Origin of the sequence: Agrobacterium larrymoorei, assembly GCF_037722385.1 — a bacterium.
In the GTDB taxonomy this organism is placed as follows: domain Bacteria; phylum Pseudomonadota; class Alphaproteobacteria; order Rhizobiales; family Rhizobiaceae; genus Agrobacterium; species Agrobacterium larrymoorei_C.
Genome location: NZ_JBBKAQ010000004.1, coordinates 36,075 through 62,111 on the forward strand (window position 1 = coordinate 36,075; position 26,037 = coordinate 62,111).

The window sequence follows — 26,037 nt, forward strand, 5'->3', positions numbered from 1 at the left end:
CCTGTCCTACTCGGCAAGCGTCAGGATAAGCGGCCCGTTTTTGGTCGCGACCACCGTATGTTCGAACTGCACGGTCGGCGCGCTGGGGTCGCTGAAGAGCGTCCACGCATCGTCATCGCCATCTTCAGCCCAATAGGCGCCCATGGAAAGAAACGGCTCGACGGTAAAGACCAACCCGTCGGTCATGATGCGGGTCTCATCCTTGTCCGGCCAAGTGGCAAGTTCCTTCGGCTCCTCATGCAGCGACCGACCGATGCCGTGGCTGGCGAGATTGGTGATCAGCGTGTAGCGGTTCTTCTTGGCGAAAGCGCCGATGGAATTGCCGATATCGGCAAGCGGACGGCCAGCCTTCACCTGCTGCAAGCCCGTCCACATGGCGCGCTTGCCATCGCGGCAAAGGCGTTCGATCTCCTTCTTCACCGGCGGCACGGCGTAAGAAGAACCCGTATCGCCGAAGAAACCGTCCTTAACGGCAGAGACATCGATATTGACGAGATCGCCCGCCTTGATGATGCGAGGACCGGGAATGCCGTGAGCCACTTCCTCATTGACGCTGATGCAGGTGGCACCCGGAAACTCATAGCAGAATTCAGGTGCCGACTGCGCGCCATTGCTTTCCAGAATGGTGCGACCGATGGCGTCGAGCTCGGCGGTGGTGATCCCCGGCTCAAGAGCATCGGCCATGGTCTGCATCGCAAGCGCGCAGATCCGGCCCACATCCTTCAGCTTTTCGAGCTCTTCTTCCGTCGAGATAACCATGCTGCGTCCATGTCCTGCGCAATATCTTGGGCAAAAGGCGTCCAAAAGCGCCCGATTATGCCGTGGCTTTCGCCCTATCGGCACTGCCAGTCAATTCTTTTCTGACGATCGGGGCGACTTTCGTGCCGTAAAGCTCGATGCCGCGCATGATCTGATCATGCGGCATGAGGCCGATCGCCATCTGCAACAGGAAGCGATCATTCTTGAAGACGCCATGCGCCTTGATGATCTTTTCGGCTACCAGTTCCGGCTCGCCGAGGAACAGATTGCCCTCCGCGCTTCGCGCCATATCGTAATGCGCCCTGTTGGTCGGACCCCAGCCGCGCTCGCGGCCGATACGGTTCATCACTTCCGCCTGCGGACCATAGAACTGGTCCGCAGCCTTGTCGGTGGTATCGGCAATGAAGCCGTGGACATTGATGCTGGTCTTCTGCTTCTCGACCGGCTGTCCTGCGCGGCGCGCGGCCTCGCGGTATAGATCGAAGAGCGGCGCGAAACGGCGATACTCGCCGCCGATGATTGCAAGCGCCACCGGCAGACCCATGGCACCGGCGCGCGCCACCGATTGCGGCGTGCCGCCAACAGCGATCCAGACGGGCAGCGCCTCCTGCAGCGGACGCGGATAGACGCCACGACCGTTGATCGGCGCGCGCTTTTCGCCGGACCAAGTGACGATTTCCTGGTCTCTCACCGCCAGAAGCAGGTCGAGCTTTTCGGCAAACAGGTCGTCATAGTCCTCGAGATTGTAACCGAAGAGCGGATAGGACTCGATAAATGAGCCGCGCCCCGCCATGATCTCGGCGCGACCATTGGAAAGCAGATCGACTGTAGCGAACTGCTGGAACACCCGAATGGGATCGTCAGAACTCAGAACCGAAACGGCGCTGGAGAGACGGATACTTTTCGTCTGGACTGCCGCTGCAGCCAGAACGGTCGAGGGCGAGGATACCACGTAATCCGGTCGATGATGCTCCCCCAGCCCAAAGACATCGAGCCCGACCTGATCGGCCAGCGCGATTTCTTCTAGCAGGTTCTTCAAGCGACGCGCACCTTCCGGACCCCGACCGTCAGCCGGGTTCGGATTGACATCGGCAAAGGTGTAAAGGCCAAGTTCCATATGCGCGCTCCTCGCTTCGTGCGGAGCGCTCGCTGGTGAAAAGGCGACGCTCATGCCCTCAGATAGAGATCGAAGGTCACCGGCGCAAATTCAAAATCTGAACCGGAAACTTCGATTTTCTCGATGGATGGAGTAATGAATCAGATGTTGCTCAGCGTGCGGCGCACGGCGTTCTTCCAACCTTTGAGTTTGCGCCCACGAACCTCGTCATCCATCTTCGGCTCGAAACGACGGTCGCGCGCCCAGGTTTCGGCGAAAGCCTTCATATCTGGCCACACCCCTGCCCGGCTGCCAGCAAGCCATGCGGCACCGAGTGCCGTGGTTTCGAGGATGACCGGACGGTCCACAGGCGCGTCGATCAGGTCCGACAGACGCTGCATGGTCCAGTCGGAGGCGACCATGCCGCCATCGACGCGAAGGACGATGTCGCAATCGTCGTTTTTCCAGTCCTTGTGCATGGCATCCAGCAGATCGCCGGTTTGATAGCAGACGGCTTCCAGGGCTGCGCGGGCAAACTCCGCACGGCCGGTTCCGCGTGTGAGGCCGAACATCGCGCCACGGGCTTCCGCATCCCACCAAGGCGCGCCGAGGCCCACGAAAGCCGGCACGAGATAAACTTCCTGAGCGTCATCCGCCTTGTCGGCAAGCGTCCCGGTCTCAGAAGCGGAGCTGATCACTTTAAGCCCGTCACGCAGCCACTGAACCGCGGCACCGGCAACGAAGATCGAGCCTTCCAGCGCATAGTAGGACTTGCCGTCGAGACGATAGGCAATCGTCGTCAAAAGCCGGTTTTTGGATCGAACGATATCTTCACCGGTGTTGAGAAGCGCAAAGCAGCCTGTGCCGTAGGTGGATTTCAGCATGCCCGGCGAAAAGCAGGCCTGGCCGATGACGGCGGCGTGCTGGTCTCCGGCGACACCGAGGATCGGAATTTCCGCGCCGAACAGTTCGCCATCCGCCACACCGAAGTCCGCAGCGCAATCCAGCACCTCCGGCAGCACCGATTTCGGCACGTCGAGAATGTCGAGCAGTTCCTTGTCCCAGACATTCTTCTCGATGTTGAACATCAAGGTGCGCGAAGCATTGGTCGCATCTGTGACAAAGGACTTGCCGCCCGTCAGCCGCCAGATGAGGAAGGTATCGACCGTGCCGAAGCAAAGCTCTCCCTTCTCGGCACGCTTCCTCGCGCCCTTCACATTGGAGAGCAGCCAGGAAAGCTTGGTGCCGGAGAAGTAAGGATCGAGCAGCAGGCCGGTGCGCTTGGCGAAGACTTTCTCATGTCCGGCTTTCTTCAGCTTGTCGCAAAGCTTTGCCGTGCGCCGGTCCTGCCAGACGATGGCATTGTGCAGCGGCTTGCCGGTTTCGCGATCCCAGATCAGCGTCGTTTCTCGCTGGTTGGTAATGCCGATGGCAGCGATGTCGGAACCCTGGAGATCGGCTTTCTTCAGCGCCTCCTTGATGGACCATACCACCGTTTCCCAGATTTCCTCCGGATCGTGCTCCACCCAACCGGAATTCGGAAAAATCTGCCGAAACTCCTTCTGGCCCGTCCCCACCACCTTCATCGATCCGTCGAAGACGATGGCGCGTGTGGACGTGGTGCCTTGGTCGATGGCGATAACGTAGCCGCCCATTCATTCCTCCCTAAAATCAGTCGCGCGCACCACAATATGCTCAACAGACAAAGTCAAGCCACAAGCGGCGTCGTTTCGAATCCAATTGCCAGTTCCCCCGGTTTGAGCATAACGTGCTGTAAAGTCTTGCATCGACGTCGAAAAAAGGGGAACGCATGCTAAGGACAGTGATCGTTACGGGCTCGACCAGCGGAATTGGCTTGGGCATCGCGCAAGCCTTCGCCAATAATGGCTGCAACGTCATGCTGAACGGCTTTGGTGATGCCGACGACATCGAAAGCAGCAGGCTTTTGATGGAGGCCGAGAGCGGCACGCGCGTGCTGTATCACCCGGCCGACATGACGAAGCCGGAGGAGATTTTCGACCTCGTCAAGACCACGCAGGAGAAGCTCGGCTCGGTGGATGTGCTGGTCAACAATGCAGGTGTGCAGCATGTCGCGCCTGTGGACGAATTCCCGCCGGAAGAATGGGATCGCATCATCGCCATCAACCTGACGAGCGCCTTTCACACCATGCGCGCCGTGATCCCGCTGATGAAGACCACCGGCAAGGGCCGCATCATCAACATTGCCTCCGCCCACGGGCTTGTCGCCTCGCCATTCAAATCTGCCTATGTTGCGGCAAAACATGGTATCATGGGCCTGACGAAATCCGCTGCACTGGAATTGGCCGAAACCGGCATTACCGTAAATGCCATCTGCCCAGGCTATGTGCTGACATCGCTCGTGGAAAAGCAGATACCGGATACGGCCAAGGCCCGCGGCATCAGCGAAGAGGCGGTCAAGAACGACGTGCTCTTGCGCCTGCAGGCCACCAAGGAGTTTGTTGGCGTGGAAGATGTGGCGGCAACGGCGCTGTTTCTGGCAAGCGATGCAGCCAAGCAGATCACCGGCACGCATATTTCCATCGACGGCGGCTGGACCGCGCAATAGTCCAACACCACACTTCATTCGGGTCGGACCCGAAACCGGAACAAGACGAAGGCAGTGCATGAAAGACGCAATCAGCTTCATCCTCAATAATGAGACGATCACTCTGTCGGACTTCGCTCCGACGGAAACCCTGCTCGATTATCTGAGGCTGCGCAAACGACTGACAGGCACGAAGGAAGGCTGTGCCGAAGGCGACTGTGGTGCCTGCACCGTGCTGATCGGCAGACTGTTGGAAGGCTCGTTGCGCTACGAAAGCGTCAATGCCTGCATCCGGTTCCTAGGCTCGCTGCATGGCACTCATATCGTTACGGTGGAGCATCTGGCCAGCAAGGACGGCACGCTCCATCCCGTTCAGCAGGCCATGGTCGATTTTCATGGATCGCAATGCGGCTTCTGCACGCCAGGCTTCGTCATGTCGCTTTACGGCCTCTGGCTTTCCAGCGACAAGCCATCGCGCGCCGAGATCGAAAAGGCGCTGCAAGGCAATCTCTGTCGATGCACCGGCTATGAGCCCATTGTGAAAGCCGCCGAAAGCGTCACCGCGGCCCGACCGAGCACGCTTTTCGACCCGATCGAAAGCGAGCGCGCCACCATCATGTCGCGCCTCTGGGGTATCCAGCAGAACGACACGATCACCGTGACAAAGGACGGCCATCGTACCATCATTCCCGGCAATCTCACCGAGCTTGCCGCCGCCTATGCTGCCGAACTGAAGGCAACCATCGTTGCCGGCTCCACCGACGTGGGCCTCTGGGTCACCAAGCAGATGCGGGAACTGAAGACCGTCATCTTCATCAATCACCTGAGCGAGCTGCAATCGATCTCCGTTACCGACGGGACGATTTCGATTGGCGCTGGCGTGACGTATGCCCAGGCCTTCAAGACGCTTGCCGACCACATGCCAGCCTTCGGTCGGCTGATCGACCGCCTCGGTGGTCAGCAGGTGCGCAACATGGGAACGATTGGCGGCAACATCGCAAATGGTTCGCCCATCGGAGACACGCCGCCGCCGCTCATCGCGCTGGGTGCGATGCTGACGCTCCGTTCCACCTCCGGCAGCCGCACGATCCCGCTCGAAACGTTCTTCATCGACTACGGCAAGCAGGACTGTCTGCCCGGCGAATTCGTTGAGAAGATCGAGGTGCCGCTGCCTGCAACCGACAGCCATTTCGCCATCTACAAGATTTCCAAGCGGCGCGACGAAGACATCTCGGCACTCTGCGCCGCCTATCATCTGACCCTTGGCGAAGACGGCACCGTACAGGACATTCGCATCGCCTTTGGCGGCATGGCCGGAACGCCGAAGCGCGCCAAGGCTTTGGAAGATGCGCTGAAGGGCAAGGCCTGGACGCAAAGTACCATAGATGCCGCGCGCGACACAATCGACGCGGATTTCCAGCCGCTGACCGACTGGCGCGCCACCGCGCAGTATCGGCAACTAACGGCAAAGAACCTGCTCACCCGTTTCTTCCTGGAGACATCGGGGACGCCGCAGGAAATCAGGCGCTTTGCGCTTGAGGAGGTCTGACACATGGACACCACCACATTCGAACGCGCCAAGAACGAAGTCGATGGCAAGATGCATGGGTCGCTTCGCCATGATTCAGCGCATAAGCATGTCACTGGAAGTGCCGAATATATCGACGACATTCCAGAACCCGCAGGCCTGATCCACGGCGCGCTCGGCCTGTCGGACCGAGCCCATGCCGAAATCCTGGCCATGGATCTCTCCGAGGTGGAAGCAACGCCCGGCGTCGTCTGGGTGATGACCGGCAAGGATGTTCCGGGCGAAAATGACGTCTCCTCCGGCGGGCGCCACGATGAGCCGTTGCTGGCGGAGAAACTGGTGCAATTCCACGGCCAGCCGATCTTCGCCGTCTTTGCCGAGACCCGCGAGATTGCCCGCCATGCGGCGCGCAAGGCGAAGATCACTTACAAGGATTTGCCGCACTTCACCGATATCGACGCCTCACTTGAAAATGGCGAGCCGCTGGTCACCCCCGGCATGGTGTTGCAACGCGGCGATGCGGATGTGGAGATGGATGTCGCACCGCGCCGCCTGACCGGCACCATGCGCATCGGCGGACAGGAGCATTTCTATCTCGAAGGCCATATCGCCATGGCAGTGCCCGGCGAGGATGACGAGGTGACGGTGTGGAGTTCAACCCAGCACCCTAGCGAAATCCAGCATATCGTCAGCCACATTCTGCAGGTGCCCTCCAATGCCGTCACCGTGCAGGTACGGCGCATGGGCGGCGGCTTCGGCGGCAAGGAGACGCAGGGCAACCAGTTTGCCGCACTCTGCGCCATCGCCGCCAAGAAGCTGAAGCGTGCTGTCAAAATCCGCCCGGACCGCGACGAGGACATGGTCGCCACCGGCAAGCGCCACGATTTCCGCGTCGATTACGAACTGGGCTTCGATGACGAGGGTCGCATTCACGCCGTGGATGCGACGTATGCCGCACGCTGCGGCTTCTCATCCGATCTTTCCGGCCCCGTCACGGACCGAGCGCTCTTTCATGCGGATTCGAGCTACTTCTATCCGCACGTAAAGCTTGCTTCCAAGCCGCTGAAAACCCACACGGTTTCCAACACCGCCTTTCGCGGTTTCGGTGGTCCGCAGGGCATGCTCGGTGCCGAGCGCTTCATCGAGGAAATCGCCTATGCGGTCGGCAAGGACCCGCTCGATATCCGCAAGCTGAATTTTTACGGCGAGACCGGCTCCGGTCGCACCACCACGCCCTATCATCAGGAAGTGGAAGACAATATCATTGCCCGCGTGGTGGAGGAACTGGAGATCTCCAGCGACTATCGCGCGCGCCGTGAGGCGATCGTCGCGTTCAACCGCGAAAGCCCGATCCTTCGCAAGGGCATTGCCCTGACACCGGTCAAATTCGGCATATCCTTCACCATGACCGCCTTCAACCAGGCGGGTGCGCTGGTGCATATCTATAATGACGGCTCTATCCACCTGAACCATGGTGGCACGGAAATGGGCCAGGGCCTTTACACCAAGGTCGCGCAGGTCATTGCCGATACGTTCCAGGTGGATATCAGCCGGGTAAAGATCACCGCCACGACGACGGGCAAGGTGCCGAACACCTCCGCCACCGCCGCCTCCTCCGGCACCGATCTCAACGGCATGGCAGCGCTCGACGCTGCCCGCCAGATCAAGGAACGGCTGATCAAGTTCGCCGCCGAAAAATGGAATGTCACGGAACAGGATATCGCCTTCCTGCCGAACCGCATCCGCATCGGTACAGAAGAAATTTCCTTCAACGATCTCGTCCGTCAGGCTTATTTTGCCCGCGTGCAACTGTCTGCGGCTGGCTTCTACAAGACGCCCAAGATCCATTGGGACCGCGCAGCCGGACGCGGCACGCCCTTCTACTACTACGCCTATGGCGCCTCCTGCTCGGAAGTCACCATCGATACGCTGACGGGCGAATACATGATGGAGCGTACCGATATTCTCCACGATGTCGGTAAGTCGCTGAACCCGGCCATCGATATCGGCCAGATCGAAGGCGGCTTCGTACAGGGCATGGGTTGGCTGACGACGGAAGAATTGTGGTGGGATGGCAAGGGGCGTCTTCGTACCCATGCGCCCTCCACCTACAAGATCCCACTCGCCTCCGACCGTCCGAAAATCTTCAACGTCAAGCTGGCGGAATGGTCCGAAAACGCCGAACCCACCATCGGCCGCTCCAAGGCTGTTGGAGAGCCGCCCTTCATGCTCGCCAACTCGGTGCTGGAGGCGCTCTCCATGGCAGTCGCTTCAGTCGCGGACTACAAGGTCTGCCCGCGCCTCGATGCCCCGGCAACGCCGGAGCGGGTGCTGATGGCGGTGGAGCGGTTGAAGAAGGTGTGAGGCGAGAGCCGTGAGCCAAACACTGACCGCCTTCCTCTCCGAAGCACCCGCAATCCTCGTGGAGATCGAGGCCGTTAAAGGCTCGTCGCCACGCGAGGCTGGGACCTTCATGCTGGTGTCGGCCACCCGCATCTGGGAGACGATCGGCGGCGGGCAGTTCGAATATATGGCGATCGACCACGCCCGTGCCATGCTGGACCGCCGGACGGAGATAGACGTCCTGGACATTCCGCTCGGCCCGGAGATTGGCCAATGCTGCGGCGGACGTACTCTTTTGCGCTTTACCCAGGTGACGAAGGCCGTCGCCGATGCGATCATCGAGCGCATGAAAGAGGCTGCAGATCGGCAACCCGCCGTGTTCATCTTCGGGGCGGGCCATGTGGGCAAGGCACTGGCAAACAGCCTGTCGCTTTTGCCCGTTACAGTCTCAGTCGCTGAAACCCGCCGAGACGAGTTGGTGGGGCTTCCCGGCAGCGTCTCGACACATCTGACAGCCATGCCGGAAGCGATGGTGAGGGACATTCCCGCAGGCGGCGCGGCAATCATCGTTACCCATGACCATGCGCTGGATTTCCTGATCGCCAAAGAAGCGCTTGGTCGGGACGATCTTGCCTATGTCGGCATGATCGGATCGAAAACCAAGCGCGCCACCTTCGCCAACTGGCTTGCCCGCGAGGGGCTCGGAGGTACGCTCGACCATCTCGTGCTGCCCATCGGCGGCACCCTCGTCAAAGACAAGCGCCCGGCCATCATAGCGGCCTTGGTGACTGCCGAAGTTCTGGTAGCGTTCCAGCGACACTCAGTTTCCAAGTTTAAGACTACAACAGAATCGTAATCTAAAAATTACAATTCTTGACATTCCAGTGACCGAGCTTTATGATCAAGATACTTAAAACAGACACCTTCTCGGCCTGGTTCACGTCTCTTAGAGACAAGAGAACGCAAGCGCGTATACAGGTTCGGATTGATCGTCTGTCTCTTGGGCTACTCGGTGACGTGAAGTTTTTCGATGGCATCGGCGAAGTTCGGATCGACTACGGTCCTGGATACCGGGTCTACTTCACACGCAAAGGCGACGAGATCGTCATCCTTCTTTGCGGTGGTGATAAGAGTTCTCAACGACGAGATATTGAACGGGCCTTGATGATGGTTAAGGATCTTTGAAAGATGACTGAAATCAGTGATTGGGATCCGGTTGACTATCTGGAGAGTGACGAGGCGGTTGTCGCTTATCTTGAGGCGTCGTTTGAAGATGGCGATCCGAGAATCATCGCGGTCGCTCTCGGCAATATCGCTAGAGCCAAGGGAATGAGCCAGATCGCCAAAGAAGCTGGCATCACCCGCGAAGCCCTCTACAAATCGCTAAGCGACAAGGGCGACCCTAAACTTTCTACGCTGTTAGGTGTGATGAGAGCGCTTGGTCTACGCCTATCCGTGACCTCGGTCCAAGAGGCTGCGTGAGCGTCCCGATAAAGTATCAGTTTTGATCAATTGGTTTTTGGCGCCCATCATAGCGGCCTTGGTGACTGCCGAAGTGCTTCACGCAATTCATCGCTCAGCTGTACCGGCTGCTGTCCAAGCCGGTTCCGTCCCTCGATAAGACCGAGGTCACGCTTCAGGTGATCGCTTAGCTCTTCGTCGTGAAGCGTGCTCGAAGGCGTGTAGCCTTTACCAAACCAATCCGTGTTCCATAGCCACGCGAATATGCGCAGCCAGACGTTCAACGCCGTGGCACCCATTGCTCTGTCTCCTCAGATGGTTTGATGCTGTGAGAAGAATGTGCTTGATTTTGATGCGGATAACCAATGAAACGTCAGAGGGAATGAATGAAGAGAGCTTATCCATGAAGATGTCGCGAAACTTCCCCTTGAATGCGTTGCGCGTTTTTGAAAGCGCTGCTCGACATCTGAGCTTCACCAAGGCTGGCGATGAGCTTGGCATGACGCAGACGGCGGTCAGCTACCAGATCAAGCTGTTGGAAGATTACGTCGGCGCTGCTCTTTTCGTACGACGGCCTCGGCAGGTTTCGCTGACGTCAGCGGCCGAGAAGCTGGCGCGGCAGACATCCGAAGCCCTGACGATGCTGGAAGCGGCAGTCGCCGACACGAAGAAAAGCGCCTCTGATGTCCTGACCATCTCCGCTACACCCACCTTCGCACAGCAATGGCTTGCAAGAAGGCTCGGTACTTTTCAGGAAGCGAACCCGAAAACCGCCGTTCAACTGGCGTTGACCAATGAGATAATCGATCTGCTACGGGAAAACATCGATGTGGGGATGCGCTGGGGCAAAGGCGACTGGCCGGGCCTGATCTGTCACCGCATCATGCGGCTTGATTTCGCCCCTGTCCTCAGCCCGCTATTGGCAGAAAAGATGGGCGGCCTGAAGGAGCCAGCCGATCTGCTGAAGCTCACCATCATCAGCCCGCAGGACCGGTGGTGGAAACACTGGTTTCGAGAGGCTGGTGTTCTCGAGACAGATCTCGATGGCCGTACCGGCAGCAATTTCGGCTTTCAATATCTGGAAGCGGCGGCAGCCATGGCTGGCCACGGTGTTGCCATCGTCAATCCCGATCATTTTGCCGAAGATATCGCCGCCGGGCGTCTGATCCAGCCTTTCGATCTCGTCTGCAACGATGGGCATGATTACTGGCTGGTCTATCCGGAAAGTCGTCGCAACGTGCCGAAGATCAAAATCTTCAGGGACTGGATGCTGTCGGAATTTCCTGACGATCTCTTTGATCGACAACGGGTCGTTTGAGGCCGACGACATTCCTGCGCAAAACGCGCTGTTACCTCTTCCCTAGGCAAGCGAATTTTCGCATTGTGCGATGCAAAGACAGGGGAACAGAATGTACGAATACGCCATTGCGTGGGAATGGATGGCCTTTGCCGTTCGCTGGCTGCACGTGATCACCGCCATTGCCTGGATCGGCTCTTCCTTCTACTTCATCGCGCTCGATCTCGGGCTGGTCAAACGCCCCAACATGCCACCCGGCGCCTATGGCGAGGAGTGGCAGGTACACGGCGGCGGCTTCTATCACATCCAGAAATATCTCGTCGCGCCCGCTCAGATGCCGGAACATCTCACCTGGTTCAAATGGGAAAGCTACGCCACCTGGCTCTCCGGCTTTGCCATGCTCTGTATCGTCTATTATGGCGGTGCCGACCTCTTCCTCATCGATCATTCGGTGCTGGAACTGACGCAGTTGCAGGCGATCGGCCTGTCGCTCGCTTCACTTGCTGTCGGCTGGCTGTTTTACGATTTCCTCTGCAAATCGCCGCTCGGCAACAATACTTGGGGTCTGATGATCGTGCTTTATGTGGCACTGGTCGCCATGGCCTGGGGCTACACGCAGGTTTTTACCGGGCGCGCCGCTTTCCTCCATCTTGGCGCCTTCACCGCCACCATCATGTCAGCCAACGTCTTCTTCATCATCATTCCCAACCAGAAGATCGTCGTCGCTGATCTGATTGCAGGGCGCACGCCCGACCCGAAATATGGCCGCATCGCCAAGCAGCGCTCGCTCCACAACAACTATCTGACGCTACCCGTCATCTTCTTCATGCTGTCGAACCACTACCCGCTGGCATTCGGCACGCAGTTCAACTGGGTCATCGCAGCGCTCGTCTTCCTGATGGGCGTGACGATCCGCCACTGGTTCAACACCACCCATGCGCGCAAGGGTAAGCCCACCTGGACCTGGCTGGTCACGGCCCTGATTTTCATCCTCATCATGTGGTTATCCACCGTGCCGAAGGTGCTGACCGGAGAGCAGGAGGCTGCCGCGGCAAAGCTCTCGCCCGCCCAACAAATCTTCCTTGCAGACGCGCATTTCGCCAGCGCGCGCGACGTCGTGCAAGGTCGCTGTTCCATGTGCCATGCCGCCGAACCGGTATGGGAGGGCGTCCACTTTACACCGAAATCCGTGAAGCTCGAAACCGACACCCAAATTGCCGCCCATGCACGGGAAATCTATTTACAGGCGGGCCGCTCCCATGCCATGCCCCCCGGCAACATCACGGCGATCACGCCGCAGGAACGCAAGGTGCTGACCGCCTGGTATGAAAGCGCCGTTTCTCAAGGAAAGACTGAATGACCATGCTGCTGCTGCGCGGACGCCTCTTGAGCTTCAAGCGCGCCCCCCTCTCCATCGACGATACTGCAAGCTATCTTTACATTGAGGATGGTGGACTGCTGGTTTCGGATGGGAAGATCGCAGCAATTGGTGAGTACGCCGATATTCTCGCCCAGGCGCCGGAAGGCGTGACGGAGAAGGACCACCGCCCTCACCTCATCGTGCCGGGTTTGATCGACATGCACCTGCACTTCCCGCAAATGCAGGTCATCGGCTCCTATGCCGCCAATCTCCTGGAATGGCTGAACACCTACACGTTCCCGGAAGAATGCCGCTTCGTCGAAAGCGCGCATGCGCAGCGTATCGCCACGCATTTCTACGACGAGTTGATCCGTCATGGCACGACAACGGCGGTCGCCTACTGCTCGGTCCACAAGACCTCTGCAGATGCCTTCTTCGCCGAGGCGCTCAAGCGCAACATGCTGATGGTTGGTGGCAAGGTAATGATGGATCGCAACGCGCCACAAGGGCTCTTGGATACGCCCGAGCTTGGCTATGACGAGACGCGACAGGTGATCGCCGACTGGCACGGTAAAGGCCGCAACCACGTCGCTATCACCCCCCGCTTCGCCATCACGTCGACACCAAAGCAGATGGAGGCCGCGCAGGCCTTGGCGCAGGAGTTTCCCGACCTCTTCATCCAGACTCATCTTTCGGAAAATCTCGACGAGATCAAATATACCTGCGAGCTTTATCCGGACGCGATCGACTATACTGACATTTATGTGCGCTATGGCCTGATGGGCAAGAAGACGCTGCTCGGCCACGCCATTCATCTTTCCGATCGCGAAGCCGACGTGTTGTCGGAGACCGGCGCTGTCGCCGTCCATTGCCCCACCTCCAATCTGTTCATCGGCTCCGGCCTGTTTCCGATGAAGAAGCTGCAACGGCGCGAAAAGCCGGTGCGCATCGCGGTTGCAACCGATATTGGCGGCGGCTCCAGCTATTCGATGCTGCGGACAATGGACGAAGCCTACAAGATCCAGCAATTGCTGGGCGAGCGCCTGAACCCGCTGGAAAGCTGGTATCTGATGACCCGCGGCAATGCAGAAGCCTTGTCGATGGTGGACCGGATCGGAACGCTGGACGCGGGAACAGATGCCGACATCACCGTCCTCAACGCCTCCTCGACGCCCGCCATGGCGTTGAAGATGGAAGTCGTCACATCGCTGACGGAAGAACTTTTTCTCATGTTGACGATGGGTGACGACAGAACCGTCGTCGAGACCTATGTGGCGGGCACAGCGGCAAAGACTGCTTAAGCACTGCCTGCATGAAGCAAGGCCGTTAGTTCATTCAAGAGTAAATTAATGTTTACTTATAAACACTTAATTATATTTAAACTATAACCATCATATCTTGTGACGGACAAGACCTGGTGGCCATGATGGCTAATGTCCCAATTGTCATGATTACAGTTCACCTGCCGCATGGCAGCGACTCCGGGTCTGGGTTCTAAAATTCTGCCTCTGCGTCGTCATGGCCCCAGAACGGAACAGAATTGATGTCATTTCTGCAGAATGCCAGTATCCGGACGAAAATACTTGCGATCACACTACCACTTTGCATCGTCGGCTTAGGCGCTACGGCCTACACATCATATAATTATATAAAGGCGGACGACGCTTACTCCAGTTTCATCCTGCAGGACAATGCCGGGTCCGTTCTGCTAGCACGCGCGAACAGAAACCTGACCGGTACGGCCTACGCGGCCTATGAAATCCTCGTCTACGATAGCGGAACACCAGGGATGGCCACGGCGTCTGCGGCTTACAAGGACAGCAAGGAAAAGCTCCTACGTCGCCTACACGAGGCGACGGATCGCTTGCCAGCCGATAAATCCGTGATTGATGGGTTCATTGCTCGAGCAAAGGACATCATCGCCGTGACGGATCAGGCCGTGAAGTTTGGAGAGGTCAACAAAAACGACGAAGCAAAGGCGTTGTTGACCAAAGCGGATGAGATGATCGTGTCGTTGGCCAGCGACTCGAGCAAGCTTTTGGATGAGAAGACCAATTATGTTGCGGCCAAAGCGGGTGAGCTCAGCGCGCAGACCCACTCCACCATTTTCTGGTCGCTGATACTGGCCTGCGTTGCGTTTACCCTTGGCATCATCGCCTCGCTCATGGTTGCCGCCAAAGGCATCACCACGCCTATCGCAAATCTGCGCCAGCGGATGATCACGCTGGCCGATGGCGACACGCAGGCCACCGTGGACGGCCAGGATCGTCGCGACGAAGTCGGGCAGATGGCGAAGGCTGTCTCCGTCTTCAGAGAAAACGCGCTCGACAAACAGCGCATCGAGAAGGAAGCCGCAGCCACTCTCAGCCTCACGGAGAAGGAACGTGCGGAACGAGAAGCCCAGAAGGTCCAAGATGCGGCGGATATTCAAATGGCTGTCGATCAACTGGCAACCGCACTGAACAAGCTTGCGGCTGGCGACGTCGCCTACCGGATCGACACGCCATTCGTCTCGCATCTCGATACGCTTCGCACCAACTTCAACAGCTCCGTCGGCAATCTGAATGACGCCTTGAAAGCTGTCGGCCAGAACGCACGTGGTATTGATGCTGGCGCCAATGAAATCCGCGCTGCTGCAGACGATCTCTCCAAGCGCACCGAACAACAGGCTGCATCCGTCGAGGAAACCGCTGCTGCTCTGGAAGAAATCACCACGACAGTGAAAGACTCCAGCCGACGTGCTGAAGAGGTCGGCAAGCTGGTCGACAAGGCGCGAGACGGCGCGGAAAGATCCGGCGATGTCGTTCGCAAGGCGGTCACAGCGATGCAGGAAATCGAGCGGTCCTCCGGCGAGATCACCAACATCATCTCCGTGATCGATGAGATCGCCTTCCAGACCAACCTTCTGGCGCTGAACGCCGGCGTTGAGGCGGCACGTGCCGGTGAAGCTGGCAAGGGCTTTGCAGTCGTTGCGCAGGAGGTGCGTGAACTTGCACAGCGCTCTGCAAAGGCTGCCAAGGAAATCAAGGAGCTGATCACCAACTCCGGCACGCATGTCCGCTCAGGCGTCAGCCTGGTTGATGAGACGGGTCGTGCACTTGAAGTGATCGTCGGCGAAGTCCAGGAGATCAACCGCCACGTCAACGCCATCGTCGAGTCCTCGCGTGAGCAATCGACCGGTCTCCAGGAGATCAACACGGCCGTCAACTCCATGGATCAGGGCACGCAGCAGAATGCGGCAATGGTCGAGCAGACGACTGCAGCCAGCCACAGCCTTGCCAAGGAAGCGGCGTCGCTGAACCAGTTGCTGTCGCGCTTCAACCTCGGCGACGCGGATAGCTGGAGCCGCAGCAAGGTCGCGCCCGTGGCAAGCGCACCGAAAGCCGCCACGGCAGCCTCCAAACCTGCCGCCTCCCCTGCCCATGCGCTGGGTCGGAAGATTGCCGGCGCCTTCAGCGGCGGCGCTGCTGCGGCCGCGGCGACAGCTGCGTCTGCAAGCTGGGAAGAGTTTTAAGATAGCAGCAAGCGCAACACGAAAGAACGGGCGGCCTTTGGTCGCCCGTTTTGCATTTTCGCTACCGGACTGTGTCCAGCGATGTGTCGAAGGAGAACAAGTTGCTCTCACGTTGAAGTAGGCGCCCGCACGTATCTGAAATTCTTCTGACTTAGAGAATTTAGGGACGTGGGTTAGGATTGGAATTTAATCAGACGCCGCCCTCCATTTTCAACAGCAGCGGAGCCTTGAATGACACCACTCGCCGATCACTATCGCGCCTATATTCAGTGCCTGAACGATCAACGATGGGACGATCTCGGAACATTCGTCGCCGCCGATGTCATGCACAACGGTAGGAACTTCGGGCTTGAGGGTTACAGGAAGATGCTTATCGACGACTTTGAAGCGATCCCCGATCTTTCCTTCAGGATCGCACGTCTCGCCTGCGACCCACCCGTCATCGCAGCAAGGCTGGAGTTCGATTGCTCACCGAAATCCATGTTTCTTGGACTTCCCATCAATGGACGCCGTGTTTCATTCGCGGAAAACGTCTTCTACGAATTCCGCGATATGCGTATCCTCTCGGTCTGGTCGATTATCGACAAGGCCGCGATTGAGGCCCAACTCGGGCTCTGATGCGCAGTGTCATGCCGTAGGCACACGCGCGATCACCTTGATCTCGAAGTCAAAACCGGCAAGCCAGTTTACGCCGACCGCTGTCCAGTTCGGATAGGGCGACTCTGAAAACATCTTGTCCTTGACTGCAAGCACGGCTTCGAACTGCTGCTCCGGATCGGTGTGGAACGTCGTCACGTCGATGATATGCTCAAGCGTACCGCCAGCGGCTTCCAACACCGCTTTCAGGTTATTGAACGCCAGTTCAACCTGCTTGTCGAATTCCGGCTCGGGCGATCCATCCTCGCGCGTGCCGACCTGTCCGGATATGAACAGAAGATCGCCGGATCGGATCGCTGCGGAATAGCGGTGCATGTCGTAAAGCGCCTGACGGCGGGCGGGGAAAATTGCTTCGGACTTTATCATTTGCTTCTCCTTGCTCAGGACGCCGGGCTCGTTCACCTCGGCTTCTGAAGAGATAGCACTGATGAATAGATGCGATTAGACGTTGAAGTTGGGATGCGCTCATGCAAAATTCCCATCAATCATGCGTCCGTCCTTGACCGAACTCACAGCCTTCATGGCCGTCGCCACCCATCGCAGCTTCCGGCGCGCGGCGGACGAGCTTGGAACGGCGCCGTCCACATTGAGCCACACGGTGCGTGCGCTTGAGGAACGCCTTGGCGTGCGGCTGCTGAACCGAACGACCCGCAGCGTTTCGCCGACGGAGGCCGGCCTTTCACTGCTCAGTCGCCTGCACACGGTCATGACCTCATTGGATGAAGCGCTCGATGCCACCGCCGCCTTTCGCGGCAGTGTGGCAGGCCGGGTCAGGATCAACGCGCCGCGTGTCACCATCGCCTATCTCGTGCGGGAAATCCTGCCCCTGATGACGAAGCGCTTTCCCGACGTGGAGGTCGATCTCGTGGCAGATGGTCGGTTGATCGATATCGTGTCCGCGGGCTTCGACGCCGGTGTTCGCCTGATGGAGGCGATCCCGAAGGATATGGTCGCCGTCCCTTTCGGCAAGCCCGTGCACTTCCTCTGCGTCACCTCGCCCGCCTATCTTGAGTGCGCCGGAGAACCGCTCACGCCGCACGATCTCGTTCAGCATCGTTGCATCGGCCACCGCCTGCCGAGCGGCAAGCTCTACAAATGGGAGTTCGCGCGCGCCGGACAGGAAATCACCGTCGAGACCAGCGGAGCCGTAGTTCTGGATGACGAGGATCTGATGATCGAAGCCGCCGCAAGTGGACTGGGGATCGCCTATGTCGTCAACTGGATTGCCGAACCCGCCATCGCCGCCGGTCAATTGAAACCAATGCTGAAATCTTGGATGCATGCGCCAGAGAGGATGGCACTTTATTATCCCGGCCATCGATCGATCCCGCCACCGCTGCGCGCCTTTATTGATGTGTTGAAATCTCAGCCGATTGCCTGACCAGGCGCCTTTACGCATGGGACAGCGGAGAGACACAACGGCCCCTCCAGCCTGTCTCAATCAGGCACCAAAGGCGCCGTCGATTGTGTGCATCGCGCCAGTCACGAAGCCCGCTTCCGGGCTGGCCAGCCAGGCTACCATGCCCGCCACCTCTTCCGGGCGGCCATGGCGTTTGATCGCCATGAAGCTGTGCATCAGGTCCTTCATCGGCCCATTCTCAGGATTGGCGTCGGTATCGATTGGGCCAGGCTGAACAATATTGACGGTGATGCCGCGGGGTCCGAAGTCTCGGGCAAGTCCCCTTGCAAGCCCTTGAAGCGCAGACTTGCTGACCGCGTAGGACGCCATACCGGGCACCGGCATCCTGTCGCCATTCACCGATCCGATGACGATGATACGCCCTCCGTCCGGCATCTGCCGCGCTGCCTCAACCGATGCATGATAGGGGGTGTGGATATTGATCTGAAAGAGACGATCGACCGCATCCGGGTCCTGTTCAAGGGCGTCGCCAAAAAGAGCGATGCCGGAATTGACGACCAGGATATCGAGAGAACCGCTGTCGCGTATCACCTTGATCACCGCATCCCGGTCAGCACTGTCTGTCTGAAGAGCGGTGCTTCCGGTCTCTTCGGCTAAGCGCTCCGCCGCATCTTTCGATGCGCCATAGGTGAAGGTGACACTTGCGCCATCGGCTGCGAAGCGGCGCACGATGGCAGCACCGATACCACGGCTGGCACCGAGCACCAGAACGGATTTTCCCTGGAACATTTTGAGGTTCTTTCATTGAAGATTTACGTAATGATCGATACATAAATCCCAGGGTTTCATTTCGTCAAGGCATTATGTAATGGCCGATACAAAAAATATTCGCTCGCGTGGCCGTCCCCGCCGCTTCGATCCTGAAGAGGCTGTTGCTACGGCAAAGCATTTGTTCCACGCTCGCGGCTTCGATGCGCTGGGTGTTGCAGAGATCACGGCAGCACTCGGCATTAACCCGCCAAGCTTCTACGCGGCCTTCGGCAGCAAGGTGGGTCTGTACCGGCGGGTCCTCGATCGGTATGCCGAGACCGACGCCATTCCACTGGCAGATCTCTTGCAACCCGGCCTTCCTATCGCCGAAGGCCTGATGGCTGTGCTAGAGGATGCTGCAAGACGTTACGCGGCCGATCCCGAGGCCAGGGGATGCCTGGTGATCGAAAGCGCCCGTTCTAACGATGAGGAAGCCCGTGCCGCGGCAGGGGTCTTCTACATCGCGGCTGGCGAGAATATCCGCTCCTACATCGCGCAAAAGTTCCCCGATAAAGCGGATCGACTAGCAGACTTCGTCTGCTCAACCATGGCAGGCCTCTCCGCGATGGCCCGCAACGGGATGAGCCTTGCGCGTCTGCTGGACGTAGCACAACTGGCCGGGAAGGCCGTCGAAGTGGAGCTTTCTTCCGCGAACGGATGAAGGGTGCTCTGCCCTTGCGGGATCACCCAGGAGATGATCACCCTTTCCTGCTCGCAGGCGTAACGATTCCGGTGACATATCTCCGCAATCCGTGCTAAGCCCAAGCGTCATTCAAATTTGAAGGCTTTATCCATGAGCAAAATCCTCACAATCGCGGACCTGAAGAAACAGGCGCAACGCCGCGTGCCGAAAATGTTCTTCGACTATGCCGATAGCGGCGCATGGACCGAAGGCACTTACCGCGCCAATGAGGATGATTTTCAAAAGATAAAGCTGCGCCAGCGCGTGCTGGTGGACATGACCAATCGCTCGCTGGAAACGCAGATGATCGGCGAGAAAGTCTCGATGCCGGTGGCACTCTCTCCAACGGGCCTCACCGGAATGCAGCACGCCGATGGTGAGATGCTGGCTGCAAAAGCGGCTGAAGAGTTTGGCGTTCCCTTCACACTCTCGACCATGAGCATCTGCTCGATCGAGGATGTCGCCTCCGTCACGTCGCGACCCTTCTGGTTCCAGCTTTACGTGATGAAGGACCGCGACTTCATCAATAATCTGATCGACCGGGCAAAGGCTGCCAAGTGCTCGGCGCTGGTGCTCACGCTTGACCTTCAGATCCTCGGCCAGCGCCACAAGGATTTGCGCAACGGCCTTTCGGCTCCGCCCAAGTTTACGCCAAAGCACATCTGGCAGATGGCAACGCGGCCGAAATGGTGCCTCGACATGCTGCAGACCAAGCGCCGCAGCTTCGGCAACATTGTCGGCCACGCCAAAAACGTCTCCGATCTCTCCTCCCTTTCCTCCTGGACGGCGGAGCAGTTCGACCCGCGCCTTTCCTGGAAGGATGTAGAGTGGATCAAGGAACGCTGGGGCGGCAAGCTGATCCTCAAGGGTATTCTCGACGAGGAAGATGCCCGCGCAGCAGCCCACACAGGCGCGGATGCCATCATCGTCTCCAACCATGGCGGACGCCAGTTGGATGGTGCCCTTTCCTCCATCGCCATGTTGCCGAAGATCGTCGATGCCGTCGGCGACCGGATTGAAGTCCATATGGATGGCGGCATTCGCTCCGGCCAGGATGTGCTTAAAGCCATCGCTCTCGGCGCCAAGGGCACCTATATCGGTCGCCCCTTCCTCTATGGTCTCGGCGCTAATGGAAAGCTTGGCGTGACGACAGCACTTGAGATCATCCGCAAAGAAATGGACATCACCATGGCTCTTTGCGGCAAGCGCCTGATCACCGACATCGACCGTAGCATCCTCGTTCAGAACGCCTGATCGTGAGAGACAAGGGCACGCCTCACGCCACTGTCGCCCTCACAATCATGTGAGGGCACCCTGCTCCGTTCCCAATACCAATGCATACTCCGATGAGCCTTATCGGCCCTGGAAGCGCCTCATCGCACACACGCATGCGACGCCTGTATCGACCCCAGAACCCCGCCAAAGGCGCGCCTCTGCGGCATTCCGTAGCTCGCACTGCATTTCAACAGCGTCCTTCATCCGCCTTCCGAAGCAGCGCAACAGCTGCCGATAACTTTCGCCAAGCCCCAAATCTGACCCGCCACCAGTGGGGGTCGATTTTCATCCTTAATTAAGCATGAAGGCAGTCTCTAAACTTCTAACGGTTTTGTTGCCTGAAAGCTTCGCTACTTTATCGGCAACGGGCAGCACCACAGGGACGCATAAGGGGAAAATCATGTCGGGTAAGATCAGACGGGGAACGGCTGAAGCATGGCTCTTCGCTTTGGCGTTTTTCTGCGCGATCCTCACATTCGGGGCAGCACCAGCGCAGGCACGCTATGCGCATATCGTCATCGACGCGAATTCGGGAAAAGTGCTGGATTCGCAAAATGCCGATCAGCTGAAATACCCCGCATCGCTGACCAAGATGATGACCCTCTATCTGACCTTCGAGGCGCTGCATAAGGGCCGTATCAGCTGGGACCAGCGCATCACCATGTCGAAGAACGGTGCTGCGACCATTCCCTCCAAGCTCTACGTGCGCGCCGGCACCACCTTCACGGTACGCGAAGCCGTCTACGGCATGATCGTCAAGTCCGCCAATGATCTGGCCGAAGGCATGGGCGATTATCTCGGCGGCTCCGAAGCGCGTTTTGCCGACATGATGACGCGCAAGGCTCGCCAGCTTGGCATGACAAAGACCGTCTTCCGCAATGCATCGGGCCTGCCTAACAAATCGCAAGTCACCACCGCGCGCGACATGGCGAAACTCGGCCTCGCATTGCAGCGGGATTTTCCCCGCGAATACAAGATGTTCAGCTCCACATCCTTCAGCTTTCGTGGCAAGACCATTCGCGGTCATAACCGGCTGCTGACGCGCTACAAAGGCGTCGACGGCATCAAGACCGGTTACACCAACGCTTCCGGTTTCAACATCGTCAGCGCCGTCAATTCCAATGGCCGCAGCGTCGTGGCCGTCGTGTTGGGTGGACAAAGCGCGCAGCGCCGTGACAATCAGGTCGTCGCCCTGCTGGATCGCACCCTGCCGAAAGCATCGCGCACGCGCGACACCGAGCAACTGGTGGCAAGCGCCAGCACCAGCCGTACCTTCGACACGCCGCCCTCCGTCGTGCCGCTTCCCATGTTTGCCGAACGCCAAGACGCCATCGCCAAGGAGATCGCATCGGCAAACAGCGTCATGGCGGACATGATGCAGACATCCGCTGTCGCTCCATCCGCCGTTCCTCCAGGCAGAAGCCGCTGGGAAGTCCAGATCGCTGCAACCGACTCCGAAGCCGCCGCGCTTTCCATGCTGAAATCCGCAAAGTCGTCGCTGTCATCCGGCCATACAGGCGTAGCGCCTTATACCGAAGCCGTCAGGACCGGTAGCGCAACGCTCTATCGCGCCCGCTTCACCGGCTTCGACACCCAGGCAGAAGCGCTCTCGGCCTGCAAGGACCTGAAGGCGCGCTCCTATTCCTGCGTGGTGATGACCAGCAACGGCTAAAACAAAAGAGGGAACGGTTTATCAGTCCAGCCAGCCGCTCTCGATCGCGTTGCCGACGCGGTCCATACCGTTCTTGCGAGCCAACGTCGCCATCGGGCCCGCATTATAGCGCACATTGCGATGGATTGACGATCAGGCGGCCGTCGGAAAGCTGCACGGTTCGGGCTAGATGGGTGTGACCGCAAAGCATGATCGGCTGATCGATGCTGCGGGCGAGCGCTTCGATCTCGGCGCGGGCACGCAGATGTAGAACGCCTTCCGGCAAGATACGCTCGAGCCAGTAATCGAGATCGCCGGCCGGTGAACCATGGCAGCAATAGGCCACGCCCTTGAACACCATCTCGAATGGCAGCGCTGCCAGCCATTCCAGATCCGCTGGAGAAAGCTGCGGGTAGATCGTCTTTTCCCACGCCCCCATCTCGTCGGGCTGCTCCTCGATCAAGGCGCGGTCGTGATTGCCGCGCACCGTCGGAATGCCTCGATCAATCAGCGATCTCGCGGTACGCCCCGCTTCCAGCGGGCCGCTGAAACAATCGCCCAGATTGACGATGTCCGTGATGCCAAGCTTTTCAATGTCGGCCAGCACGGCTTCGAGTGCCGAAATTGCCGCGAAGATCATGGTGATCAGCTTCCGCGATAGGTAGAGTAGCTGAAGGGCGAAAGCAGCAGCGGCACGTGGTAGTGCCCGGCCTCATCGGCAATGCCGAAGCGGATCGGAATGATATCGAGAAAGGCCGGCTCTGGCAGGACAAGGCCTTTCTGGCGCAAGTAATCACCGGCATGAAAGACCAGTTCATATTCCCCGGCGCGAAACGTTTCCCCCACCAGCAGCGGCCCGCCGTCCACTCGGCCATCGCTATTGGTCTCGACGCTCTTCAGCTTTTCACGCCGCTCGCCATCCAGCCGATAGAGATCGATTTTCAAGCCTGCAGCAGGCGTGCCGTGGGCGGCATCGAGAACATGGGTCGTGAGGCCGGTCATGGGCTTGGCTCCGCTATGAAAAAGGGTTGCTCGAAAAAATACTCTTCCAGATTGACGCCCGGCCCATCCCTGTCCACCACCAGAAAATCGCTTGTCTCACCGAGTGTCATCAGCGGATGGTGCCAGACATTGCGATGATAGTTCACGCCTTGGCCGGGACCGGCCAGAAAGGCCTGGGGCCGACCTGGCTTGCCACCCTCATCCAACGCGACGACCACAAGAAAGGGTTTGTCAGAGAGCGGCGAAAAGCTTTGGCTGCCGAGCGGGTGGCGCTCCATCATGTCGACGGCATGGGGAAAGCGACGCGGCTTGCCACGGAAGAGATTGATGACGACGCGCGCGCCCTCACCCGTGACATCGGCCTCTCCTAAAGCATGATAGCGCTCGGTATTGCCGCCATTGATGAGGCGCATGGTCGAGGGATCGGCTTCGATAACATCACCGAAGGGACGGAAGGCTTCACGCTCCAGAGGGCGGATTTCAAGAAAGTCACTCAATGCTCATTCACCTTGCGCGCGCCAGTTTCGGATGGTGGCAAGACGCTCTTGCAGCTCGGGAATACTTTCCGTTACCGTCTTCCAGACAACAGACATTTCAGCACGGAAGTAGTCATGCACGATGAGGTTTCGCATACCCTTCATCTGCGTCCATGGGATGTCAGTGTGTTGCCGCAAGAACTCCGGCGCTCCTCGGACGATCTTGACCACAGCTTCTCCAATGATCGCGAGCCCCATCATCACCGCCATCTGTGTCCGTTCGTCAGAGAGAAATGCGGCCTCGTCCATGTCTATGACGAATTTCAGAATGTTTGACGCAGCGGTCTCGATTTCTTCGAGTTGGAGAAGCAGCCGATCCGAATTCATATCGGCTTTGCTTCCTGCAACACGCGATCCCTGATCCTGGCATGAAGCCCACCAGATGTAACGACATCGACAGGCACGCCGAGTCTCTCGGACAGTTCTTCGAGTAACCCTCCGAGGTCAAAAAGCGTCGTCTCCGGCAAGGCATCGACCAGAATATCGAGATCGCTATCCGGACGATCCTCGCCCCGCGCCACGGAGCCGAAAACACGTGGGTTGGCCGCTTTGAAGCGCTTGGTCGCTTCGCGGATCGCCTCCCGGTTCTGTTCGAGCACTTCCGACGGTCTCATCGCTCATCCTTTACTGCAAAGAATATAGGACGCGAAACGCGCCGTGGAAAGCCATCCTATCAAGCGACGCTCTCAGGCAGCAGCGCCGAAAGCCGAAGAAGGGCGATCTTCTCCACCTGTGCCGTTGCCGTCGCAAACTCCTGTTCGGCGTCATTGTGAATGCGCTCTTCAAAGGCGCGCAGAATATCGTCCTTGTTCAGCCCCTTCACCGCGATGATGAAAGGAAAACCGTTCTTCTCCACATAAGCCGTATTCAACTCGGTGAAGCGTGCATGCTCGTCCGGCGTCAGCCGATCAAGTCCGGCCCCCGCCTGCTCCTTCTTGCTGTCCTCGGTCAGACCTCCGGCAATGGCAAGCTTACCGGCAAGGTCCGGGTGCGCGCGCAGCACACCAAGCCGCTCTTCCTGAGATGCCGCCCGAAACGGCACGCAAAGCGCCTCGTGAACACTCCTGGCGGTCAACGGCTCAACCACCAGACCTGCGTCATAGGCGCGCTCGGCAATAAAAGGGGAATGCTCGAAAACGCCACCGAAACGGCTGATAAAATCGTCGCGCCCGAGCATCACAGTGCCTCCGGCTTATGATGCTCATGCCAATGGCGAGCGATTTCGATGCGCTGCGGGATCCAGACCTTCTCGTGACCGAGCACATATTCGATGAAACGGCGAAGCGCCGCCGCGCGACCCGGACGTCCCACCAGACGACAATGTAGGCCGACGCTCATCATCTTGGCGGAGCCTTCCACACCCTCCTGATACAGCACGTCAAAGGCGTCCTTCAGATAGGTGTAAAACTGATCGCCCGAGTTGAAGCCCTGCGGCGTGGCAAAGCGCATGTCGTTGGTTTCAAGCGTATAGGGGATGATGAGGAACGGATCGGTCTTCGCGCCCTTCACCCAATAAGGCAGATCATCGGCGTAAGAGTCGGAGGAGTAGAGGAAGCCGCCCTCCTCCATGACGAGCTTTAGCGTATGGTCCGACGGCTTGCCTTGGTACATGCCGTAGGGGCGCTCGCCGGTCAGCTCGGTGTGCAGCCGCACGGCCTCGAGAATGTGCTTGCGCTCTTCCTCTTCGGAATAATCCTTGTATTCCAACCAGCGATAACCGTGACTGGCGATTTCCCAGCCTGCCTCCTTCATGGCGGCAACCGCTTCCGGGTTGCGTGCCATTGCCGAGGTTACGCCGTAGACTGTGGTTGTCACGCCGAGCGAGGTGAACATACGCCACAGACGCCAGAAACCGGCGCGCGAGCCATATTCATAGATCGATTCCATATTGAGATTGCGCTGCCCCGGCCATGGCTGCGCGCCGACGATTTCCGACAGCAGCGATTCCGACGCCTTGTCATTGTCGAGAATGCAGCTTTCCCCGCCCTCTTCGTAATTGATGACGAATTGCACGGCGATGCGCGCATCGCCCGGCCATTTCGGATCCGGGACGTTGCGGCCATAGCCAATGAGATTGCGGGGATAGTCTGCGGAAATCATCAAATCACCTTCACGAAATTTCGTGAACGGTAGCATCGCA

The 26,037-nt window shown here is 58.6% G+C and carries 28 protein-coding genes; 15 read left to right on the plus strand and 13 right to left on the minus strand.

Features of this window, described 5'->3' with window-relative positions; genetic code table 11:
* Positions 1 to 6: 6 nt before the first annotated feature.
* From map to glpK, 3 genes are all read right to left on the minus strand, one after another.
* Positions 7 to 759, minus strand: coding sequence for a type I methionyl aminopeptidase (gene map / locus WKI41_RS08250; RefSeq protein WP_340193019.1), 753 nt, complete (start codon positions 757 to 759; stop codon positions 7 to 9).
* A 55-nt stretch (positions 760 to 814) separates the two neighbouring features.
* Positions 815 to 1,876 carry an Atu2307/SP_0267 family LLM class monooxygenase gene (locus WKI41_RS08255; RefSeq protein ID WP_340193020.1) on the minus strand — a complete coding sequence of 354 codons (1,062 nt, stop codon included), beginning with the start codon at positions 1,874 to 1,876 and terminating at the stop codon, positions 815 to 817.
* 140 nt (positions 1,877 to 2,016) lie between these two features.
* Positions 2,017 to 3,510, minus strand: a complete 1,494-nt coding sequence (gene glpK, locus WKI41_RS08260) for a glycerol kinase GlpK (RefSeq protein ID WP_340193021.1) — start codon at positions 3,508 to 3,510, stop codon at positions 2,017 to 2,019.
* Positions 3,511 to 3,665: 155 nt separating this feature from the next.
* Here glpK and WKI41_RS08265 point away from each other — a divergent pair, with 155 nt between their 5' ends.
* The 6 genes from WKI41_RS08265 to WKI41_RS08290 are packed head-to-tail and all read left to right on the plus strand — an operon-like array spanning position 3,666 to position 9,774.
* The gene (locus WKI41_RS08265) at positions 3,666 to 4,442 is read left to right on the plus strand and encodes a 3-hydroxybutyrate dehydrogenase (RefSeq protein ID WP_340193022.1); all 777 of its coding nucleotides are present in this window, start codon (positions 3,666 to 3,668) and stop codon (positions 4,440 to 4,442) included.
* A gap of 58 nt (positions 4,443 to 4,500) precedes the next feature.
* Positions 4,501 to 5,970 (plus strand): xanthine dehydrogenase small subunit, encoded by a 1,470-nt coding sequence (gene xdhA, locus WKI41_RS08270; RefSeq protein WP_340193023.1) that lies wholly within the window; start codon positions 4,501 to 4,503, stop codon positions 5,968 to 5,970.
* Positions 5,971 to 5,973: 3 nt separating this feature from the next.
* Positions 5,974 to 8,313: a xanthine dehydrogenase molybdopterin binding subunit gene (xdhB, locus tag WKI41_RS08275; RefSeq protein WP_340193024.1), complete on the plus strand. Its 2,340-nt coding sequence runs from the start codon at positions 5,974 to 5,976 to the stop codon at positions 8,311 to 8,313.
* Positions 8,314 to 8,323: 10 nt separating this feature from the next.
* Positions 8,324 to 9,148 carry a xanthine dehydrogenase accessory protein XdhC gene (gene xdhC, locus WKI41_RS08280; protein WP_340193025.1) on the plus strand — a complete coding sequence of 275 codons (825 nt, stop codon included), beginning with the start codon at positions 8,324 to 8,326 and terminating at the stop codon, positions 9,146 to 9,148.
* 41 nt (positions 9,149 to 9,189) lie between these two features.
* On the plus strand, positions 9,190 to 9,477 hold the full coding sequence (locus tag WKI41_RS08285; RefSeq protein WP_340193026.1) for a type II toxin-antitoxin system RelE/ParE family toxin: 288 nt from the start codon (positions 9,190 to 9,192) through the stop codon (positions 9,475 to 9,477).
* A gap of 3 nt (positions 9,478 to 9,480) precedes the next feature.
* On the plus strand, positions 9,481 to 9,774 hold the full coding sequence (locus tag WKI41_RS08290) for an addiction module antidote protein (protein ID WP_340193027.1): 294 nt from the start codon (positions 9,481 to 9,483) through the stop codon (positions 9,772 to 9,774).
* A 47-nt stretch (positions 9,775 to 9,821) separates the two neighbouring features.
* On the opposite strand, the gene WKI41_RS08295 is transcribed toward WKI41_RS08290, so the two are convergent.
* On the minus strand, positions 9,822 to 10,052 hold the full coding sequence (locus WKI41_RS08295) for a hypothetical protein (protein WP_340193028.1): 231 nt from the start codon (positions 10,050 to 10,052) through the stop codon (positions 9,822 to 9,824).
* A 104-nt stretch (positions 10,053 to 10,156) separates the two neighbouring features.
* Here WKI41_RS08295 and WKI41_RS08300 point away from each other — a divergent pair, with 104 nt between their 5' ends.
* The 5 genes from WKI41_RS08300 to WKI41_RS08320 all read left to right on the plus strand — a co-directional run bounded on the left by WKI41_RS08300 (position 10,157) and on the right by WKI41_RS08320 (position 16,542).
* Positions 10,157 to 11,071, plus strand: coding sequence for a LysR substrate-binding domain-containing protein (locus WKI41_RS08300; protein WP_340193029.1), 915 nt, complete (start codon positions 10,157 to 10,159; stop codon positions 11,069 to 11,071).
* 91 nt (positions 11,072 to 11,162) lie between these two features.
* Positions 11,163 to 12,410, plus strand: a complete 1,248-nt coding sequence (gene puuD / locus WKI41_RS08305; protein ID WP_340193030.1) for a urate hydroxylase PuuD — start codon at positions 11,163 to 11,165, stop codon at positions 12,408 to 12,410.
* The gene (gene guaD / locus WKI41_RS08310; RefSeq protein ID WP_340193031.1) at positions 12,407 to 13,711 is read left to right on the plus strand and encodes a guanine deaminase; all 1,305 of its coding nucleotides are present in this window, start codon (positions 12,407 to 12,409) and stop codon (positions 13,709 to 13,711) included. Before puuD ends, guaD begins: the two co-directional genes overlap by 4 nt.
* A 242-nt stretch (positions 13,712 to 13,953) precedes the next feature.
* Positions 13,954 to 15,924, plus strand: coding sequence for a methyl-accepting chemotaxis protein (locus WKI41_RS08315; protein ID WP_340193032.1), 1,971 nt, complete (start codon positions 13,954 to 13,956; stop codon positions 15,922 to 15,924).
* 231 nt (positions 15,925 to 16,155) lie between these two features.
* Complete coding sequence (locus WKI41_RS08320) at positions 16,156 to 16,542, plus strand: ester cyclase (protein ID WP_340193033.1); 387 nt, start codon at positions 16,156 to 16,158, stop codon at positions 16,540 to 16,542.
* Positions 16,543 to 16,551: 9 nt separating this feature from the next.
* Here the strand turns inward: WKI41_RS08320 and WKI41_RS08325 are convergent, their stop codons facing one another.
* Positions 16,552 to 16,947 carry a RidA family protein gene (locus WKI41_RS08325; RefSeq protein WP_340193034.1) on the minus strand — a complete coding sequence of 132 codons (396 nt, stop codon included), beginning with the start codon at positions 16,945 to 16,947 and terminating at the stop codon, positions 16,552 to 16,554.
* A 118-nt stretch (positions 16,948 to 17,065) separates the two neighbouring features.
* Between WKI41_RS08325 and WKI41_RS08330 the strand changes: the two genes are divergently transcribed.
* A complete protein-coding gene (locus WKI41_RS08330; protein ID WP_340193259.1) occupies positions 17,066 to 17,962 on the plus strand; it encodes a LysR family transcriptional regulator in 897 nt (298 codons plus the stop codon).
* Between the two features lie 60 nt (positions 17,963 to 18,022).
* On the opposite strand, the gene bdcA is transcribed toward WKI41_RS08330, so the two are convergent.
* Positions 18,023 to 18,730: an SDR family oxidoreductase gene (gene bdcA / locus WKI41_RS08335; protein WP_340193035.1), complete on the minus strand. Its 708-nt coding sequence runs from the start codon at positions 18,728 to 18,730 to the stop codon at positions 18,023 to 18,025.
* A gap of 79 nt (positions 18,731 to 18,809) precedes the next feature.
* Between bdcA and WKI41_RS08340 the strand changes: the two genes are divergently transcribed.
* From WKI41_RS08340 to WKI41_RS08350, 3 genes are all read left to right on the plus strand, one after another.
* Positions 18,810 to 19,412: a TetR/AcrR family transcriptional regulator gene (locus WKI41_RS08340; protein ID WP_340193036.1), complete on the plus strand. Its 603-nt coding sequence runs from the start codon at positions 18,810 to 18,812 to the stop codon at positions 19,410 to 19,412.
* Positions 19,413 to 19,544: 132 nt separating this feature from the next.
* Positions 19,545 to 20,687 (plus strand): L-lactate dehydrogenase, encoded by a 1,143-nt coding sequence (locus tag WKI41_RS08345; protein WP_340193037.1) that lies wholly within the window; start codon positions 19,545 to 19,547, stop codon positions 20,685 to 20,687.
* 421 nt (positions 20,688 to 21,108) lie between these two features.
* On the plus strand, positions 21,109 to 22,380 hold the full coding sequence (locus WKI41_RS08350; RefSeq protein ID WP_340193038.1) for a serine hydrolase: 1,272 nt from the start codon (positions 21,109 to 21,111) through the stop codon (positions 22,378 to 22,380).
* Positions 22,381 to 22,483: 103 nt separating this feature from the next.
* Here WKI41_RS08350 and WKI41_RS08355 read toward each other — a convergent pair whose 3' ends face one another.
* The 7 genes from WKI41_RS08355 to puuE are packed head-to-tail and all read right to left on the minus strand — an operon-like array spanning position 22,484 to position 25,997.
* Positions 22,484 to 22,999, minus strand: coding sequence for a metallophosphoesterase family protein (locus WKI41_RS08355; RefSeq protein WP_340193039.1), 516 nt, complete (start codon positions 22,997 to 22,999; stop codon positions 22,484 to 22,486).
* Between the two features lie 5 nt (positions 23,000 to 23,004).
* The gene (gene uraH / locus WKI41_RS08360; protein ID WP_340193040.1) at positions 23,005 to 23,361 is read right to left on the minus strand and encodes a hydroxyisourate hydrolase; all 357 of its coding nucleotides are present in this window, start codon (positions 23,359 to 23,361) and stop codon (positions 23,005 to 23,007) included.
* Positions 23,358 to 23,858, minus strand: coding sequence for an ureidoglycolate lyase (locus WKI41_RS08365; protein WP_340193041.1), 501 nt, complete (start codon positions 23,856 to 23,858; stop codon positions 23,358 to 23,360). Before WKI41_RS08365 ends, uraH begins: the two co-directional genes overlap by 4 nt.
* Before the next feature lie 3 nt (positions 23,859 to 23,861).
* Entirely contained in the window at positions 23,862 to 24,224 is a 363-nt protein-coding gene (locus WKI41_RS08370) for a HepT-like ribonuclease domain-containing protein (protein ID WP_340193042.1), read from the minus strand.
* Positions 24,221 to 24,511, minus strand: coding sequence for a nucleotidyltransferase family protein (locus WKI41_RS08375; protein ID WP_340193043.1), 291 nt, complete (start codon positions 24,509 to 24,511; stop codon positions 24,221 to 24,223). The genes WKI41_RS08370 and WKI41_RS08375 overlap by 4 nt, the downstream gene beginning before the upstream one ends.
* Positions 24,512 to 24,570: 59 nt before the next feature.
* Complete coding sequence (gene uraD, locus WKI41_RS08380; protein WP_340193044.1) at positions 24,571 to 25,074, minus strand: 2-oxo-4-hydroxy-4-carboxy-5-ureidoimidazoline decarboxylase; 504 nt, start codon at positions 25,072 to 25,074, stop codon at positions 24,571 to 24,573.
* Positions 25,074 to 25,997 (minus strand): allantoinase PuuE, encoded by a 924-nt coding sequence (gene puuE / locus WKI41_RS08385; protein WP_340193045.1) that lies wholly within the window; start codon positions 25,995 to 25,997, stop codon positions 25,074 to 25,076. Before puuE ends, uraD begins: the two co-directional genes overlap by 1 nt.
* Between the last annotated feature and the right edge of the window lie 40 nt (positions 25,998 to 26,037).